13 protein-coding genes and 3 tRNA genes are annotated in these 15,969 nt (G+C 73.4%); 6 read left to right on the top strand and 10 right to left on the bottom strand.

Annotation, left to right across the window (positions count from 1 at the left end):
• Positions 1-301: 301 nt before the first annotated feature.
• The 3 genes from B5P21_RS04400 (at position 302) to B5P21_RS04390 (ending at position 620) form a co-directional block, all read left to right on the top strand.
• Positions 302-377: transfer RNA gene (locus tag B5P21_RS04400), tRNA-Glu, on the top strand.
• 21 nt (positions 378-398) lie between these two features.
• Positions 399-475, top strand: a tRNA-Asp gene (locus B5P21_RS04395).
• Positions 476-544: 69 nt separating this feature from the next.
• Positions 545-620, top strand: a tRNA-Phe gene (locus tag B5P21_RS04390).
• A gap of 73 nt (positions 621-693) precedes the next feature.
• Here the strand turns inward: B5P21_RS04390 and B5P21_RS04385 are convergent.
• Positions 694-1,227, bottom strand: a complete 534-nt coding sequence (locus tag B5P21_RS04385) for an O-acetyl-ADP-ribose deacetylase (protein WP_045529286.1) — start codon at positions 1,225-1,227, stop codon at positions 694-696.
• A gap of 237 nt (positions 1,228-1,464) precedes the next feature.
• Here B5P21_RS04385 and B5P21_RS04380 point away from each other — a divergent pair, with 237 nt between their 5' ends.
• Positions 1,465-3,300, top strand: coding sequence for a glycoside hydrolase family 15 protein (locus B5P21_RS04380; protein ID WP_045529288.1), 1,836 nt, complete (start codon positions 1,465-1,467; stop codon positions 3,298-3,300).
• Positions 3,301-3,354: 54 nt separating this feature from the next.
• Here B5P21_RS04380 and B5P21_RS04375 read toward each other — a convergent pair whose 3' ends face one another.
• The 3 genes from B5P21_RS04375 to B5P21_RS04365 all read right to left on the bottom strand — a co-directional run bounded on the left by B5P21_RS04375 (position 3,355) and on the right by B5P21_RS04365 (position 5,622).
• The gene (locus tag B5P21_RS04375; RefSeq protein ID WP_045527534.1) at positions 3,355-4,314 is read right to left on the bottom strand and encodes an IS481-like element IS1122 family transposase; all 960 of its coding nucleotides are present in this window, start codon (positions 4,312-4,314) and stop codon (positions 3,355-3,357) included.
• A 97-nt stretch (positions 4,315-4,411) separates the two neighbouring features.
• Positions 4,412-5,152, bottom strand: a complete 741-nt coding sequence (locus tag B5P21_RS04370) for a YqjF family protein (protein WP_094170821.1) — start codon at positions 5,150-5,152, stop codon at positions 4,412-4,414.
• Positions 5,149-5,622, bottom strand: a complete 474-nt coding sequence (locus B5P21_RS04365; RefSeq protein WP_045529290.1) for a MarR family winged helix-turn-helix transcriptional regulator — start codon at positions 5,620-5,622, stop codon at positions 5,149-5,151. Before B5P21_RS04365 ends, B5P21_RS04370 begins: the two co-directional genes overlap by 4 nt.
• Positions 5,623-5,701: 79 nt before the next feature.
• Here B5P21_RS04365 and B5P21_RS04360 point away from each other — a divergent pair, with 79 nt between their 5' ends.
• Positions 5,702-6,520 (top strand): TspO/MBR family protein, encoded by an 819-nt coding sequence (locus B5P21_RS04360; RefSeq protein WP_045529292.1) that lies wholly within the window; start codon positions 5,702-5,704, stop codon positions 6,518-6,520.
• Positions 6,521-6,529: 9 nt separating this feature from the next.
• On the opposite strand, the gene B5P21_RS04355 is transcribed toward B5P21_RS04360, so the two are convergent.
• Positions 6,530-7,573, bottom strand: a complete 1,044-nt coding sequence (locus B5P21_RS04355) for an NAD-dependent epimerase/dehydratase family protein (protein WP_080939332.1) — start codon at positions 7,571-7,573, stop codon at positions 6,530-6,532.
• A gap of 255 nt (positions 7,574-7,828) precedes the next feature.
• Here B5P21_RS04355 and B5P21_RS04350 point away from each other — a divergent pair, with 255 nt between their 5' ends.
• Positions 7,829-9,133, top strand: a complete 1,305-nt coding sequence (locus B5P21_RS04350) for an endo-1,4-beta-xylanase (RefSeq protein ID WP_045529296.1) — start codon at positions 7,829-7,831, stop codon at positions 9,131-9,133.
• A 13-nt stretch (positions 9,134-9,146) separates the two neighbouring features.
• Here B5P21_RS04350 and B5P21_RS04345 read toward each other — a convergent pair whose 3' ends face one another.
• The 5 genes from B5P21_RS04345 to B5P21_RS04325 all read right to left on the bottom strand — a co-directional run bounded on the left by B5P21_RS04345 (position 9,147) and on the right by B5P21_RS04325 (position 15,848).
• Positions 9,147-10,106 (bottom strand): IS481-like element IS1122 family transposase, encoded by a 960-nt coding sequence (locus B5P21_RS04345; RefSeq protein ID WP_094170820.1) that lies wholly within the window; start codon positions 10,104-10,106, stop codon positions 9,147-9,149.
• Between the two features lie 81 nt (positions 10,107-10,187).
• The gene (locus B5P21_RS04340; RefSeq protein ID WP_045529019.1) at positions 10,188-12,143 is read right to left on the bottom strand and encodes a thioredoxin domain-containing protein; all 1,956 of its coding nucleotides are present in this window, start codon (positions 12,141-12,143) and stop codon (positions 10,188-10,190) included.
• 56 nt (positions 12,144-12,199) lie between these two features.
• On the bottom strand, positions 12,200-13,375 hold the full coding sequence (locus B5P21_RS04335) for a magnesium and cobalt transport protein CorA (protein ID WP_094170819.1): 1,176 nt from the start codon (positions 13,373-13,375) through the stop codon (positions 12,200-12,202).
• A 47-nt stretch (positions 13,376-13,422) separates the two neighbouring features.
• Positions 13,423-14,265 carry an aldo/keto reductase gene (locus B5P21_RS04330; protein WP_045529021.1) on the bottom strand — a complete coding sequence of 281 codons (843 nt, stop codon included), beginning with the start codon at positions 14,263-14,265 and terminating at the stop codon, positions 13,423-13,425.
• On the bottom strand, positions 14,262-15,848 hold the full coding sequence (locus tag B5P21_RS04325) for a long-chain-fatty-acid--CoA ligase (protein ID WP_045529022.1): 1,587 nt from the start codon (positions 15,846-15,848) through the stop codon (positions 14,262-14,264). The genes B5P21_RS04330 and B5P21_RS04325 overlap by 4 nt, the downstream gene beginning before the upstream one ends.
• Positions 15,849-15,969: the final 121 nt, after the last annotated feature.

Here is a 15,969-nt window from a genome sequence, read left to right as displayed (position 1 = left end):
ACAGCGCGCCGATGCGGGGATCCACGCTGAGGATCTCCTCCCCGGGAGGGTCGACCGAAGGCTAACCCCGCGGAAGGGTGCCGCCGGGGCAGCGCGCTGGCCGTGTCGCGAACCTGGCAGGAGGCCGAAGAGGGCGCGGACGAGCCGGCCACGGAGCCCCTGCGCGAGGAGCCGACACGCCGCCCGATCCGCATGGCCGCGCGGCGGACGACCGCGACGGGAGGGCCGATTTGAGTCCTCGCCCGGAGTGCGGTTATGCTGACGTGTCGGTTGCTGCGAGACCTGGTCCGCCAGGGCGAGCGGCCCCATCGTTTAGTGGCCTAGGACGGCGCCCTTTCACGGCGTTAACACGGGTTCGAATCCCGTTGGGGTCACCAGGCAATGTGATCGACACGCAAGGCCCTGTAGCGCAGCTGGTTAGCGTGCCGCCCTGTCACGGCGGAGGTCGCGGGTTCAAGTCCCGTCAGGGTCGCCACGGATATGAGCCCTCTCTCACGAGAGGGCTTCTGTCCGATGTGGGCGTCTTCTCGCAAGCCGCCCGCTCGCCTGGGTAGCTCAGTTGGTAGAGCGTTCGACTGAAAATCGAAAGGTCCGCGGATCGACGCCGCGTCCAGGCACCATCTCGCCGGTCCCCGTCACAGACGTGAGGGCCGGCGTTGCTCTTCCCCGGGTCGGCTCAGGCCGTCGAGGGGCTCAGGCGTCGGATGCGAGCGCCGCCGCGAAGGCCGCGAGCACCTGGTCCGAGAACAGGACGAAGCGCACCAGCTGGATCCCGTCGCCCGCGCCGACGGCGAGCGCCTCGCGCACCGCGGCCACCGCCACGCGCGCGGCGTCGTCGACCGGCCAGCCGTAGACGCCGGCCGAGACCGCGGGGAGGGCGACGCTGCGCAAGCCGAGCGACGCCGCCACCTCGATCGACCGGCGGTACGCGCTCGCGAGCACCGCCGTGCGGTCCTCCGACCGCGACCACACGGGGCCGACCGTGTGGATCACGTGGCGTGCGGGCAGGCGGAAGCCGGGCGTCCCGACCGCGTCGCCGGCGGGCAGACCGTCCGGGAGCTCCTCGGAGCGGATGCGGCGGCAGGCGGCGAGCAGCTCGGGACCGGCCGCGCGGTGGATCGCGCCATCCACTCCCCCGCCGCCGAGCAGCGACGAGTTCGCCGCGTTCACGATCGCGTCGACGTCCTGCCGGGTGATGTCGCCGCGCACGGCCTCGAGGTGCGTCATGGATCCAGCCTGGCCCGGATCGCGATCGGGCGGAGACCCGCGCGGACGACGCTGTCCGACGGGCCGCGACCGGAACCGTTCGGGTGGGCTCCGGGCACATCGGCGGTATTCGGAGCGCGGAGGAGGAACGATTGGCCGGCGCGTCGTGTCCGCAGCCGGTCACGGTCGGGACGCGCGGAGGCCACCCGGGGATACTGGAGGGGTCGGTGCCCTCCTACCGGCGTCGACTGGAGTCCCATGGCCACGCCCGCATCCCGCCCCGCACCCGAGCGCATCGACGGCTACGTCGCGCTCCGCAGCTACGCCGCCATCGGGGACGGGCGCACCGTCGCGCTCATCGCGGAGGACGGCGACATCGACTGGCTGCCGCTGCCGAACCTGCACACGCCGCCCGCGTTCGCCGCGATCCTCGACGCCCCGCACGGCGGCCGGATCACGCTGCGGCCCGACGAGGACTTCGAGGTGACGCGGGCCTACGTGCCCGGCACCAACGTCCTCACCACCACGTTCACCACCGCGTCCGGCAGCGTGCGCGTGACCGACGCGCTCGTCACGGGCGTCGCCGGGCGGCTGCCGTGGTCCGAGCTCGGTCGCCGGATCGAGGGGATCACGGGCGAGGTCGCGATGAGCTGGCTCGTCGCGCCCGGCACGGCGCTCGGGACCTCGTCGCCCTGGGTGCAGTCGACGCACAACGGCCCCGTGATCCGCGTGGACGGCGTGACGCTCGCGGTCGTCGGCCTCGACCACGGACCCGCCGAGCCCGGCACGCAGTCGCTGGCCGGCGCGTTCACCACGAAGGAGGGGTCGCGCCACGTCCTCACGATGGTGGGGACCGAGCGGGAGCCCGTGCGGATCCCGAACCCGGAGATCGTGGACGAGGGCATCGACCGCACCATCCGCAACTGGGAGGGCTGGAGCGCCGAGTTCCGCTACGAGGGCGAGTGGGCCGAGGCCGTGCAGCGCAGCGCCCTCGCGCTCAAGCTGCTCGTGCACGCGCCCACCGGATCCATCGCCGCGGCCGCGACGACATCGCTGCCCGAGCGCTTGGGCGGCGGCAAGAACTGGGACTACCGCTTCGCCTGGGTGCGCGACCTCGCGTACACGGTGAACGCGCTCGTGAAGTTCGGCCTGCGCGAGGAGACGCACGCGGCGGTGTCGTGGATGCTCCGCACGATCCGCGACAACGGCCCCGACCTCCACGTCTTCTACTCCCTCGAGGGCGGCGTGCCCGAGGGCAGCGCGAACCCCGAGGTGCCGGGGTGGCGCGGCGTCGGCCCCGTCGTGGACGGCAACGACGCGCAGTCGCAGCTGCAGCTCGGCGTCTTCGGCGACCTGTTCGACGTGGTGCGGACGTACGTCCGCGACGGCAACGTGCTCGACGCGGACACCGGCCGCCTCCTCGCGACCTTCGCCGACCGCACGTGCGACATGTGGCAGAAGCGCGACGCCGGCATGTGGGAGCTCGAGGACGAGCAGCACTACACGACCTCGAAGCTCGGCTGCTGGCAGGCGCTCGACTGCGCCGTCGAGCTCGCGGAGCTCGGCCAGATCCCCGGGGTGCCGGACCGGTGGCGCGCCGAGCGCGACCGCATCCGCACCTGGGTCGAGGAGGAGTGCTGGGACGAGGGGCGTGGCGCGTACGTCATGCACCCCGGCAGCCAGCGGCTCGACGCGAGCATCCTGCTGCACTCGATCTCCGGCTTCGACCGCGGCGAGCGCATGTCCCGCACGCTCGACGCGCTGCGCTCCGAGCTCGGCCGCGGGCCGCTGCTGTACCGCTACTCCGGCATGCCCGAGGAGGAGGGCACGTTCACGGCGTGCGCGTTCTGGCTCGCGGGCGCCTACGCGTGCGTCGGCCGGATGGACGAGGCGCGGGAGCTCATGGACCAGCTGGTCGAGCTCGGCAACGACGTCGGCCTGTACTCCGAGATGATCGACGCCGACGACCACGCGTTCCTCGGCAACCTGCCGCAGGGGCTCAGCCACCTCGCGCTGGTGAGCGCCGCCCTGACGATCGACGAGCTGTCGGGCGGGCGGACGCGGTCGACGCGGACGCCGCGCGGGCAGCGGTAGGCGCGCAGGCGGAGGACGGCGGTCGCCGGACGGAGCGCTAGGTGTACTGAGTCATCACGTTGGTGACACTCGGGCCGCGGGCGTCAGCCCGTGGCTCGAGTGGATTCGTTCAGTGTTGTAGTGCTGGATCCACGGATCAAGGGCGTCGGTTCTGGCTTGGTTGCTGGTGAAGGGTTGCCGGTAGGCCCACTCGGTCGCGAGGGTGCGGTTGAAGCGTTCGACCTTGCCGTTCTGCCAGGGGCAGTGCGGGCGGATGAACTTCTGCCTCGCACCGAGCTGCGTGACCGCGTTCTGGAACGCGGCCGAGTGCCGGTAGGCGAACGCGTTGTCCGTCAGGACCCGTTCGATGCGGGTGATGCCGTGCTCGGCGAAGTACGCCGCGGCCCGGGTCAGGAACCCTGCCGCGGTCACGCCCTTCTCGTCCGGGTGGATCTCCGCGTAGGCGAGGCGGGTGTGGTCATCGACCACGGCGTGGACGTAATCGAACCCGATCCCACGACCACGAACCTGTTCGCTGCGGCCATGCGCCCGCCAGCCGCCGCCGTCCGGGATCCGGCCGAGCTTCTTCACGTCGACGTGGATCAGGTCGCCGGGATGCTCATGCTCGTACCGGTTTGCCGTCGACCGGGATGCCCGGATCACGGCCCCGGTGACGGGGTCCAACCATGCCAACGGCGGTGCCCCGTGCCGCCGCAGGACGCGGGAGATCGTGCGGGCTGGAACACCGGTCACCGGCGCCAACCGGGCAGGACCTGATCGCAATCGGGTCCTCGCTTCCACGACGGCTCGTTCTCGTTCCGGGCTCGTCCTCGTCGGCACCCGTCTCGGCCTCGAGGACCGGTCCGACAAGCCTTCGAAACCCTCGGACCGGAACCGATTCACCCACCGATGCGCGCACTGACGCGACACACCGAGTTCGCGCGCGACATGCGAGACCGGCCGACGATCCTCGACCACCCGCCGCACGAGGAGAACCCTCCCGTGAACCGTCAGACGAGCATTAGCGTGGGACATCGAGGCCTCCTGGCAGTGGCAGAACTAGACAGCTCCATCAAGCCAGGAGGCCTCCTCACACGCCCCGAAGTGTCACCAACGTCATGGCCGGGTACAGCTAGGCGCGCGGACGGAGCGGCCCGGCGAACTCGGTGCGGACGCCGCGGGAGAACAGCACGGAGTCGGGCGCGCGGTCCACGATGCCGGGGAGGCCCGCGGCGGCGACCAGCTCGTCGTCGAGGTCCACCAGCTCGGCGCGCTGCAGGGTCCACGCGTCGTGCGTGTTCGGCCAGTAGCGCGTGACGCCGCCGCGGGCCACGTGCATGCCCCAGCGGGCGGTGAGGAAGTCGGCGAGCGGATCCCCCACCACCTCCTCGCCGAGCGGGCGCACGGACAGCCGCGACGACGGGCGGGAGCCCGTGTGCCGCCGGGACGTGTACGTGACGACGCCGTCGTGCTCCTCGTGCGTCATCGACGCCCACATGTACGGCAGGCCGAGGCCGACGCGCGCGCCGATCACGGGCAGGAGCTTCGCGGCCTCCAGCGAGCGGAAGACCACGCCGCGGCGGCCGTCGTCGCCGACGCTGTAGAGGCGCACGTTGAGCTCGGCGAACGTGCCGGCCCACGGCACGGCCGGCAGCGGCGGGAAGGCGCTGCGCGACAGGACGAACGGGATGAGGCCGACCCAGCTGGATCCGTCGTGCACGTCGGGGCGCGTGCCCGGCGGGAGGAGCGGGGCGACGAGCGCCGGGTCCACGCGCCAGTGCACGAAGGCCAGGTCGCTCCAGACCTGGCGGATGACGGCGCGGCCGGGGAGGTCGGGCGCGTGGGGGTCGACGGGATCCGCGGGGCGGGTCATCGGGCGCGCCCCGGAGCGGCGGCGGGCGCCCGCGTCTCGGACGCCTCGGCGGCGGGCGCCGGGCGGGCGGCGCGGATCACGTCGATGAGGCCCCGGCGCATGTCCTCCGAGCGGGCGGGCTCGGGGACGACGTCCTGCTCGAGCGCCTGCGCGCGCTCCCACGCCTCGGCGCCGGCCTCGGTGCGGGCGACGACGTGGCGGCGGCGGTCGGCGGGATCCGGGGCGCGCGACACGAGCCCCTCCCGCTCCAGCCGCTCGAGCGTGCGCGACATGGTCTGCGTCTCGACGTGCGCGGAGCGGGCGAGCTGGATCTGGCTGAGCGGCCCGTCGCGCAGCAGGTGCAGCGCGATGAGGCCCGCGTGCGTGACCCCGAGGCCCGCGAGCGCCTCCGACCAGGCGTGCTCGACCGCGCGCGCGGCCGTGGACAGCAGCCGCCCGGTGGGCCAGCTGGCGAGCTCGTCGTCCTGCACGGCACTCCTCCTGCTACAGTGATCGTCAGCAGGCTTACTATCCGCCTGCTGACTTTCCCATCGTAGAGGAGCAGGCAGCATGGGCACCGTGAAGGACATCGTCCGGCAGATCGTCGTCATCTCGAGCATGGCGTTCGCGATCATCGGATCCGCGTTCGGCTCGGGCGCGTTCAGCGACGAGAGCATCCAGAACGCGTCGAGCGGCGCCCTCAGCGCGAGCTACACGCCCGTCGCCCCGGCCGGCCCCGCGTTCTCGATCTGGAGCCTGATCTACCTCGGCCTCGTCGCGTACACGATCTGGCAGGCGCTCCCCGCCCAGCGCGCCGACGAGCGGCAGCGCCGGGTCGGCTACCCCGTGGCCGTCACCCTCGTGCTCAACGCCGTGTGGATCCTCACCGCGCAGGCAGGGTTCCTCGTGCTGAGCGGCGTCGTCATCGTCGCGCTGCTCGCGACGCTGATGTGGGTATTCCGCGCGCTGATGACGTCGCGGCCGCGGGGCGTCGTCGAGGGCATCGTGCTCGACGGCACCATGGGCCTCTACCTCGGCTGGGTGAGCGTCGCGTCGATCGCGAACATCGCTTCGATCCTCACGGCGTCGGGCCTCCAGCCGGGCACCACCGGGCGCGACGTGTGGGCGGTCGCGCTGCTCGCGGTCGCCGGCGTCGTCGGCGCGGTGCTCGCGCTCCGCGACGGCGGACGGCTGGCGCCCTCCGCGGCGATCGCCTGGGGCCTGGCCTGGGTCGCCGTCGGGCGCCTCACGGGCGAGCTGCTCTCGACGCCGGCCGCCGTGGCCGCGCTCGTGGCGGCCGCCGCGGTCGTCGTCGTGACGCTCGTCGCCCGCGCCCGCGCCGGGTGGACCGGGCGGGTCGCGGCCCGGCCCGCGGTCGCCGCCCGCTAGCGGCGCGCGTCAGCCCGCCGCGGCCGCCCGGTAGGCGGCGTCGGCGGCGTGCTTCGCGTCGACGAGGCGCTGGATCCGGCGGTCGGTGTCCGCGTCCGGCCGCGTGAGCTCGGGGTGCCCCGCCCGCCACGCGCCGATGCCGCGGACCGCGAGGTGGAACGGGATCCGCGGCTGGAACGCGGGCACGAGCCGGCGGATCCGCGTCGTGTCGAACACGGCGCTGTGCGAGAGGTCGCCGAGGACCAGCTCCGACCAACCCCAGTCGGGCTCGACGATCGGGAACTGCTCGGCGGGCACGTGCACCAGCCGCGCCTCGACGCCGAGCGCGTCGGCGACGAGGTGGTGGATCCGGTCCCACGTGGAGACGTCGTCGCTCGTGATGTGCAGGGCCTCGCCCACCGCGCGCTCGTCGCCGAGGATCCCGACGAGGCCGACCGCGAAGTCGTCCGCGTGCGTGAGCGTCCAGAGCGAGGTGCCGTCGCCCGGGACCACGACCTCGTCGCCGCGCGCGATGCGGTCGACGACCGTCCAGTCGCCCGCGAGCGGCGGGCTCGCCTCGTCGTAGGTGTGCGACGGGCGGACGATGACGACCGGGAAGCCGCTCGCGGCGTGGTGCCGGAGGAAGGCGTCCTCCATGGCGATCTTGTCGCGCGCGTAGGAGAGGAACAGGTTCGCGCGGAGCGTCGACTCGGTGATGGGCGTCTGGAGCGCGGGCTTGCGGTAGATCGACGCCGAGCTGATGGCCACGAACTGACGGGTGCGGCCGGCGAACAGCTCCACGCGGCGGTCGGCGCCCGCGGCGTCGAAGGAGAGGAAGTCGACGACGGCGTCGTAGGTGCGGTCGCCGATCGCGGCGAGGAGGGCGGCCGGATCCTGGACGTCGGCGACGCGGGTCGTGACGCCCGCGGGCGTGCCGCGCCCCTTGGCGTCGGCGCCGCGGTTGACGACCGTGACGTCCATCCCGGCGGCGACGGAGGCCCGGACGCAGGCGGCGCTGATGGTGCCCGTCCCGCCGAGGTAGAGCACGGACAGGCGGGCGGCGTGTGCGGTCACGGGGGTCCTCGTCATCGAAGCGGGGGCGCCGGTCGGATCCGCGCCCTGCGTGCACGCTACGCCCGCGGCCGCCCCTCCCCACCCGTCGCGGAGGGGGAAAGGTTGCGGACATCCGGGGCACGGTGGACGCCCGTCGCGCGGCCCGCGTACGTTCCGCGATGACCGCACCGACGCATCCGCTCGCGGCCCGCCTCCCCTCCCGCCTCGCGGCGCGCGGGTGCCGGGCGCGTGGCGCCGACCCCTCGAGAGGGAGCCATGCCCGCCACGCCATCCGACCCGTCGACCACCGGGCGACGCCCGACCGCGATCCCCGACGCCCGCCGCGCGGATGCGGTGATCACGGTGCGCGGCGCGGACGGGCAGCCGCTCGCGCACGCGGACGTGGTGGTGGAGCAGGCGAGCCAGGACATCGCGTTCGGCAACATCGGCTTCGACCTCATCCCGCTCGCGAACGGCGAGACGGATCCCGGGGAGGCGGGCATCGAGACCTTCGGCGGCGCGCGCCTCGAGGGGCTGGAGCTGCTGGCCGAGCAGTGGCTCGACGTGTTCGACACGGCGACGCTCCCCTTCTACTGGGGCCGGTTCGAGCCCGTGCGCGGGAGGCCGGACACCGAGCGGCTGCTCACGACCGCGCGCTGGCTGCGCGAGCGCGGCGTGGACGTGAAGGGGCACCCGCTCGTCTGGCACACCGTCACCGCGCCGTGGCTGCTCGACCTGCCGCTCGACGAGGTGGAGCGCGTGCAGCGGGAGCGGATCCGGCGCGACGTGGGTGCGTTCGCGGGGCTGATCGACACGTGGGACGCCATCAACGAGGCCGTGATCATGCCGGTGTTCGACCGGGAGGACAACGGGATCACGCGGCTCGCGGCGGCGCGCGGCCGGCTCGCGATGGTGCGCATGGCGTTCGAGGAGGCGCGCGCGGCGGACCCGGCCGCGACGCTCGTGCTCAACGACTTCGACCTGTCGCCCGCCTACGAGGAGCTCATCGAGGAGGTGCTGGGCGCGGGGATCCCGGTGGACGCGATCGGGCTGCAGACGCACATGCACCAGGGGTACCGCGGCGAGGGGGAGGTGCTCGGGATCGTCGACCGGTTCGCGCGCTTCGGCCTGCCGATCCACATGACGGAGACGACGCTGCTCTCGGGCGACCCGATGCCGCCCGAGATCACCGACCTCAACGACTTCCGGGTGGAGAGCTGGCCGTCCACGCCCGCGGGCGAGGAGCGGCAGGCCGAGGAGATCGAGCGCCACTACCGCTCGCTCGTCGGGCACCCGGCCGTCGCGGCCATCACCTACTGGGGCCTCACCGACGACGGCATGTGGTTGGGCGCGCCTGGCGGCCTGGTGCGCGCGGACGGCACGCCGAAGCCGTCGTACGACGCGCTCCGCCGGCTGATCCGCGAGGAGTGGCGGCTCGCGCCGAGCACCCTGCGGACGGACGCGGAGGGTCGCGTGCGCGTCACGGCGTTCGCGGGAGGCGTGCGGGTGGCGCACGCCGGGCGCGAGGCCGTGGTCGCCGTGGCGGCGGGCGCCTCGGAGGCGGAGGCGGCGCTGGGCTAGGTGTACTGAGTCATCACGTTGGTGACACTCGGGCCGCGGGCGTCAGCCCGTGGCTCGAGTGGATTCGTTCAGTGTTGTAGTGCTGGATCCACGGATCAAGGGCGTCGGTTCTGGCTTGGTTGCTGGTGAAGGGTTGCCGGTAGGCCCACTCGGTCGCGAGGGTGCGGTTGAAGCGTTCGACCTTGCCGTTCTGCCAGGGGCAGTGCGGGCGGATGAACTTCTGCCTCGCACCGAGCTGCGTGACCGCGTTCTGGAACGCGGCCGAGTGCCGGTAGGCGAACGCGTTGTCCGTCAGGACCCGTTCGATGCGGGTGATGCCGTGCTCGGCGAAGTACGCCGCGGCCCGGGTCAGGAACCCTGCCGCGGTCACGCCCTTCTCGTCCGGGTGGATCTCCGCGTAGGCGAGGCGGGTGTGGTCATCGACCACGGCGTGGACGTAATCGAACCCGATCCCACGACCACGAACCTGTTCGCTGCGGCCATGCGCCCGCCAGCCGCCGCCGTCCGGGATCCGGCCGAGCTTCTTCACGTCGACGTGGATCAGGTCGCCGGGATGCTCATGCTCGTACCGGTTTGCCATCGACCGGGATGCCCGGATCACGGCCCCGGTGACGGGGTCCAACCATGCCAACGGCGGTGCCCCGTGCCGCCGCAGGACGCGGGAGATCGTGCGGGCTGGAACACCGGTCACCGGCGCCAACCGGGCAGGACCTGATCGCAATCGGGTCCTCGCTTCCACGACGGCTCGTTCTCGTTCCGGGCTCGTCCTCGTCGGCACCCGTCTCGGCCTCGAGGACCGGTCCGACAAGCCTTCGAAACCCTCGGACCGGAACCGATTCACCCACCGATGCGCGCACTGACGCGACACACCGAGTTCGCGCGCGACATGCGAGACCGGCCGACGATCCTCGACCACCCGCCGCACGAGGAGAACCCTCCCGTGAACCGTCAGACGAGCATTAGCGTGGGACATCGAGGCCTCCTGGCAGTGGCAGAACTAGACAGCTCCATCAAGCCAGGAGGCCTCCTCACACGCCCCGAAGTGTCACCAACGTCATGGCCGGGTACACCTAGCGCCCGCGTCGGCCAGCTGGGCCCGCAGCGCGTCGGCCGTGGTCACCGGGAGGTGGCAGACGAAGTCGGCGCACAGGTAGGCGGTGGCGGTGGATCCCGCTGCCCGGTCCGCGAGCAGCTCGAAGCCCGCGTCGGCCCACGCGCGCGCGGCCGTCTCCGTGACCACGAGCGACACGTGCGGCGGGCGGATCAGCGCGTGCGCGGTCGCCGCGAGCGGGTCGTCGCCGGCCTCCGCCCGGTCCGGCAGCACCACGACGAGCTGCCGGCCGGCCGCCTCGATCGCCGCCGCCTGCTCGAGCGCGCCGCCGAACGCGATCGGCCGGGTGGCCCCGCCCGCCGCGACCGTCGCGAGCGCGGCGCGGGCCGCCCGCTCGTAGCGCGGATCCGCCGTCAGCCGCCCGAGCACGCGCGCGGCCGACGACGCCGCGGTGAGACCCGACGGGTACGCGCCCTCGGACGGGTCGGACGCGAGGTCGAGGCCGAAGCCCGCGAGCACCGGATCCGCGCCCGTCGGCACACGGAATCCCGCGGAGCCGGGCTGCGGCTCCCCCGGTCCGGGCTGCCCGGCGGCGGGCTGCGCGCCGGCATCGGCCGCGGCGATGAGCGCGTCCACGATCCCGCGGGCCCGCAGCGCGTACGCGACCTCGCCCGTCGCGAGCGCGAGCGCGAGGAGCCCGTCGGCGAGCATCCCGTGGTCCTCGAGCGTCGCGACCGCGGGCGAGACCCGCCCGTCGATCGAGGCGCGCACGAGGGATCCGTCGGCGCGCACGTGCTCCGCGAGCAGCATGTCGGCGGCGGCGCGGGCCGCGTCGATCCACGCGGGCCGGTCGAACGCGCGGCCCGCCCGGGCGAGCGCGCCGATCGCGAGCCCGTTCCAGCCGGTGAGCACCTTGCCGTCGACCGCGGGCGGTTCCTCGGCCGCGCGCCCGGCCGCATCCAGCGCGTAGTATCCGCCCTCGACGCGGCGCCCGCCGACCGTGCTCTCGGAGTCCTGCGCCGACGCGAACCCGCCGGACCCGCGTCGGAGCGTGGTCGTGAGGAACGCGCCGATCCCGCCAGCGATCCCCTCGTCCCCGGCGCGCGCGTAGGCGTCGAGGAGCAGGGCATTGTCGTAGAGCATCCGCTCGTAGTGCGGCTCGGACCAGTCGCGGCGCGTGGAGTAGCGGAAGAACCCGCCCTCCACGGGATCGCGCAGGTCGGATCCGGCCATCGCGTCGAGCGTGCGGCGGACGAGCGCGCCGGTCGCCGCGGCGCGCTCGGGAGCGAGCGCCCCCGAGGTCGCGAGCGTGTCGAGCAGCAGCACGACGGGCGCGACGGGGAACTTGGGCGCGGATCCGAACCCGCCGTGCTCGGGGTCCTCGAAGCCGCCGAGCTCGGCGGCGACCCGGTCGAGGGCGGCGGCGTCGGGCAGGGGCGAGGCGACGGATCCGCGCTCGGAGGCCTCGCGGATCGCGGCGCTCAGCTGCCCCGCGCCCTGCTCCACCTGGTCGCGCCGGGTGGTCCAGGCGTCGGCGACGGCATCGAGCACCTGCCGGAACGACGGGTGCCCGGCGCGCGGCTCGGGCGGCGAGTAGGTGCCCGCGTGGAAGGTGCGGCCCTCGGGCGTCGTGAAGACGTTGAGGGGCCAGCCGAGCTGATCCGTGAAGGCGCCGGCCGCGGTGATGAGCGCCGCGTCCACCTCGGGGTGCTCCTCGCGATCGACCTTGATCGCGACGAACCGCTCGTTCAGCGCGGCGGCGAGCGCGGGATCCGAGAAGGTCTCGCGCGCCATGACGTGGCACCAGTGGCAGGTCGAGTAGCCGACCGAGACGAGCACGGGCACGTCCCGGCGACGGGCCTCGGCGAACGCCTCCTCGCCCCACGGCCGCCAGTCGACCGGGTTGTCCGCGTGGCTGAGGAGGTACGGGCTGACGGCGTCGGCGAGGCGGTTGGGCATGCGTCCACGCTACGCGCGGGGCAGCCGGCGGCGTCCGGCCGGCGGCGGGCCGGGCGTCAGATCCAGTCGCGCTTGCGGAAGATGCCGTAGAGCACGCCGCTGACGCCGAGCATGAGCACCAGCGAGAACGGGTAGCCCCAGTCCCAGTGCAGCTCCGGCATGATGTCGAAGTTCATGCCGTAGACGCTCGAGACGAGCGTGGGCGCGAAGAGGATGGCCGCCCAGCCGGAGATCTTGCGGGTCTCCACGCTCTGCCGGTTGCTCGACTCGCTCAGCTCGCGCATCTCCTCGTTCTGGCGCTGGCCGACGAGCGTCGAGTTCACGGTGAGGATGTCCCGCAGCAGGACGCGGAACTCCTCCACGCGCTCGTTCACGACGATGACGTGGTCGGCCACGTCGCGGAGCGCCTGCTGGAGGTCCTCGCTCACCTCGTACTTGCCGGATCCCGCCTGCAGCTGCTGCAGCATGCCGCCGAGCGGGCGCACCGCGCGCTGGAAGTCGATGACCTCGCGGCTGAGCTCGTAGATGCGGCGGGACACGGCCGGATCCCCGTCGAACACCTGGTCCTCGATCTCGTCGATGTCGTTGGCGAGGCCCGTGACGACGGGCGCGTACCCGTCGACGACGGCGTCGAGGATCGCGTACAGCACCGACTGCGGCCCGTGCGAGAGGAGCTCGGGCCGCTCCTGCATGCGCGTGCGGATGGCGGAGAGGTCGGGCGACTCCGCGTGCCGGACGGTGATCACGAAGTTGCGGCCGAGGAACACGTGCAGCTCGCCGAACTCCACCTCCTCGCGGTCGTCCACGTAGCGGGCGGCGCGCAGCACCGTGAAGAGGGTGGAGCTGTAGCGCTCGGTCTTGGGCCGCTGGTGGGCCTGGACCGCGTCCTCCACCGCGAGCTCGTGCAGGTCGAACTCCTCGGCGAGCGCCTGCAGCTCCTCGACCGTGGGCCGGTAGAGGCCGATCCACGCCATGGCCTCGGGGCGCTCGTCGAGCTCGCGGAACGTGTCGGCGAGCGTGGCGGGCGAGGCGACGCGGCAGCCGTCCACGTACACGCCGTTGTCGACGAGGCTCGGGCGGCGCGCACCCGTGGGGTCGGCTGCGCCGTCGGCCTCCCGCTCGGCCCGCGCGCGCGACGCCCCTCCACCGGCATGCGCGCCGAGGGGCGCGACGCCCCGGGCGACCACGGACTTGAGGCGCGTGCGGATGCGGTGCTGGGACATGACGGACACCGTACCCGGCCGAGGTGACACGCCCGTGCTGCTCGGGAGCGCCCCGGTCAGACCACCTGGTCGGGGTGGCTGCCGACGCGTCCGGCCGCCTCGAGCGCGGTGATCCCGGCCATCTCCTCGTCGGTCAGCGCGAAGTCGAAGACGTCCGCGTTCTCGACGAGCCGCTCGCGCCGCGTGGTCTTCGGGAAGACGATCGTGCCGCGCTGCACGTGCCAGCGCAGCACGACCTGCGCGTCCGTCCTCCCGTGGGCCAGGGCGGCGTCGCGCACGACCGGTGCGTCGGCGACGGCGCCGCGGGCGAGCGGGCTCCACGCCTGGACGGCGATCCCGTGCTCGGCCAGGTACGCCGTGGTCTCCCGCTGCTGGTGCCGCGGGTGCAGCTCGATCTGGTCGACCGCGGGTGCCGGGAGCCCCGCGGCATCCAGCGCCTGGAGGTGCGGCACGAGGAAGTTGGAGACGCCGATGGAGCGGGTGATCCCCTCCTCGCGCGCCTGGGCGAGCGCCTCCCACGTCTCGACGTAGAGGCCGCGCTCGGCGGCGGGCCAGTGGATGAGGATCAGGTCGACCGCGGGCAGGCCCAGCCTGTCGAGGCTCCGGCGCATCGCCTCGGCCGCCCGCGCGCGCCCGTGGTCGTCGTTCCAGACCTTGGTGGTGACGAACAGCTCGTCGCGCGGGATGCCGGACGCGCGGATCGCCCGCCCGACGCCCTCCTCGTTGCCGTACATGGCCGCGGTGTCGACGTGCCGGTAGCCGACCTCGAGCGCCTCCGCGACGATCCGCTCGGCATCTCCGTCCGACACCTTGTAGGTGCCGACGCCGAACTGCGGGATGGGGACGCCGTCGCCCATCGCCACCGACGGGATGGGCGTGCGGAGGACGGCGCCGCTCACGCCCCGAACCGGTCGACGAGCTCGCGCTTCAGCACCTTCCCGCTGGGCCCGAGGGGCAGCGCATCCACGATCTCCACGCGTCGAGGGTACTTGTACGAGGCGATGCGCTCGCGGAGGAACGCGATCACCTCGGCCGGATCCACCTCGGCGTCGGCGCGCACCACGATCGCCGCCGCCACCTCCTGGCCGTGCAGCTCGTGCGCGACGCCGAACACGGCGCACTGCGCCACGTCGGGGTGCCGGGCGAGCACCTCCTCGACCTCGCGCGGGTACACGTTGTAGCCGTTGCGCAGGATCATGTCCTTCGTCCGGTCGACCACGCGGATGTAGCCCTCGTCGTCGATGGTGCCGAGGTCGCCCGTGCGGAACCAGCCGTCGACGATCGCGCGGGCCGTGTCCTCCGGCCGGTGCAGGTAGCCGTTCATGAGGTTGTGGCCGCGGATCACGATCTCGCCGAGCACGCCGCGCTCGAGGAGCTCGACGCGGTCCTCGCGCTCGGGATCGGCGATCTCGATCTGCACGCCCCAGATCGGCTTCCCGACGGTGCCCGGCCGGGCCGGCAGCCCCACGTGGTTGAACGACGCGACGGGCGAGGTCTCCGTGAGCCCGTATCCCTCGTGGATCTCGGCGGAGAACGCCTCCCGGAACGCGTCGATCGCGGCCACCGGGAGCGCGGCGCCGCCCGAGATGGCGTAGCGCAGGGCCGGCCGCGCGGGGTTCCGGGCGGCGGCGGCCAGCAGCGCGAAGTACATGGTCGGCACGCCCATGAAGACCTGCGTGTCGTGCTCGACCATGAGCGCGAGGGCCGCGTCGCCGTCGAAGCGCGGCACCATCACGATGGTCGCGCCCGCGCGGAACGACGCGTTCATGGTGCAGGTCTGCCCGAAGGTGTGGAACAGGGGCAGGCAGCCCAGGATCCGGTCGCCCGCGCGCAGGTCGAAGGTGTCGAGCAGCAGCACGTCGACCTGCATCACGAGCGCGAGGTGGCAGCCCTCCGCGCCCTTCGGCTGCCCCGTGGTGCCCGAGGTGTAGAGGATCGTCGCGGTGTCGGACGGCCGGCGCGGCACGTAGGTGCGGATCGGCGTCGCGGCCCGCGCGAGCTCCTCCAGGCGCTCGGGTCCGCCCTCGGAGGAGGCCGGCACGAGCACGCTGATGACGGGCACGTCCGCGAGCACCGCGCCCTTCCCGCCCTGCTCGAGCAGCGGTCCGGCGCACACCAGGAGCGCGGATCCCGAGTCGCGCAGCACGTACGCGATCTCCTCGGCCTTCAGCAGCGCGTGCACGGGCACGACCACGCCGCCGAGCGCGAGCACCGCGTAGTACACGCGGGGGAAGTCGGCGACGTTCGGGATGAGCATCGCGACGCGCGTGCCCTCGCCCACCCCGCGGTCGCGGAGGGCGCCCGCGTAGGCCCGCGTCTCGTCCCAGAGCTCGCGGTAGGTGGTGGAGACGTCGCCGACGACCACGGCGACGCGGTCGGCGTGCCGGTCAGCGGACTCGGCGAGGATCGCGGCGACCGAGACGGAGGCGAACCCGCCGGGGGGCTGCTCGTGCGCGGGCTGGAGGGGCGTGTCGGAGCTCATGGACGGATCCCGTCGGTCGTCGTCGACTCGGGCGGCGACTGCGACCCGCGCGCCGTGGTGTCCCGGCGCCTTTCCCCGACGCTACCTCCGGGCCGACGCCACGGGGAGGGGCGGCGCCCCG

It is taken from the genome of Clavibacter michiganensis subsp. insidiosus (assembly GCF_002240565.1).
GTDB lineage: Bacteria > Actinomycetota > Actinomycetes > Actinomycetales > Microbacteriaceae > Clavibacter > Clavibacter insidiosus.
Note: the sequence above shows the minus strand (reverse complement) of the source record. Positions and strands in the feature narration are given on the sequence as shown.

Excerpts from the sequence above, each read along its gene's own strand:
- B5P21_RS04385 (WP_045529286.1), bottom strand. The coding sequence starts at position 1,227 with ATGACGCACCTCGAGGCCGTGCGCGGCGACATCACCCGGCAGGACGTC.
- B5P21_RS04380 (WP_045529288.1), top strand. The coding sequence starts at position 1,465 with ATGGCCACGCCCGCATCCCGCCCCGCACCCGAGCGCATCGACGGCTAC.
- B5P21_RS04375 (WP_045527534.1), bottom strand. The coding sequence starts at position 4,314 with ATGTCCCACGCTAATGCTCGTCTGACGGTTCACGGGAGGGTTCTCCTC.
- B5P21_RS04370 (WP_094170821.1), bottom strand. The coding sequence starts at position 5,152 with ATGACCCGCCCCGCGGATCCCGTCGACCCCCACGCGCCCGACCTCCCC.
- B5P21_RS04360 (WP_045529292.1), top strand. The coding sequence starts at position 5,702 with ATGGGCACCGTGAAGGACATCGTCCGGCAGATCGTCGTCATCTCGAGC.
- B5P21_RS04350 (WP_045529296.1), top strand. The coding sequence starts at position 7,829 with ATGCCCGCCACGCCATCCGACCCGTCGACCACCGGGCGACGCCCGACC.
- B5P21_RS04345 (WP_094170820.1), bottom strand. The coding sequence starts at position 10,106 with ATGTCCCACGCTAATGCTCGTCTGACGGTTCACGGGAGGGTTCTCCTC.
- B5P21_RS04340 (WP_045529019.1), bottom strand. The coding sequence starts at position 12,143 with ATGCCCAACCGCCTCGCCGACGCCGTCAGCCCGTACCTCCTCAGCCAC.
- B5P21_RS04325 (WP_045529022.1), bottom strand. The coding sequence starts at position 15,848 with ATGAGCTCCGACACGCCCCTCCAGCCCGCGCACGAGCAGCCCCCCGGC.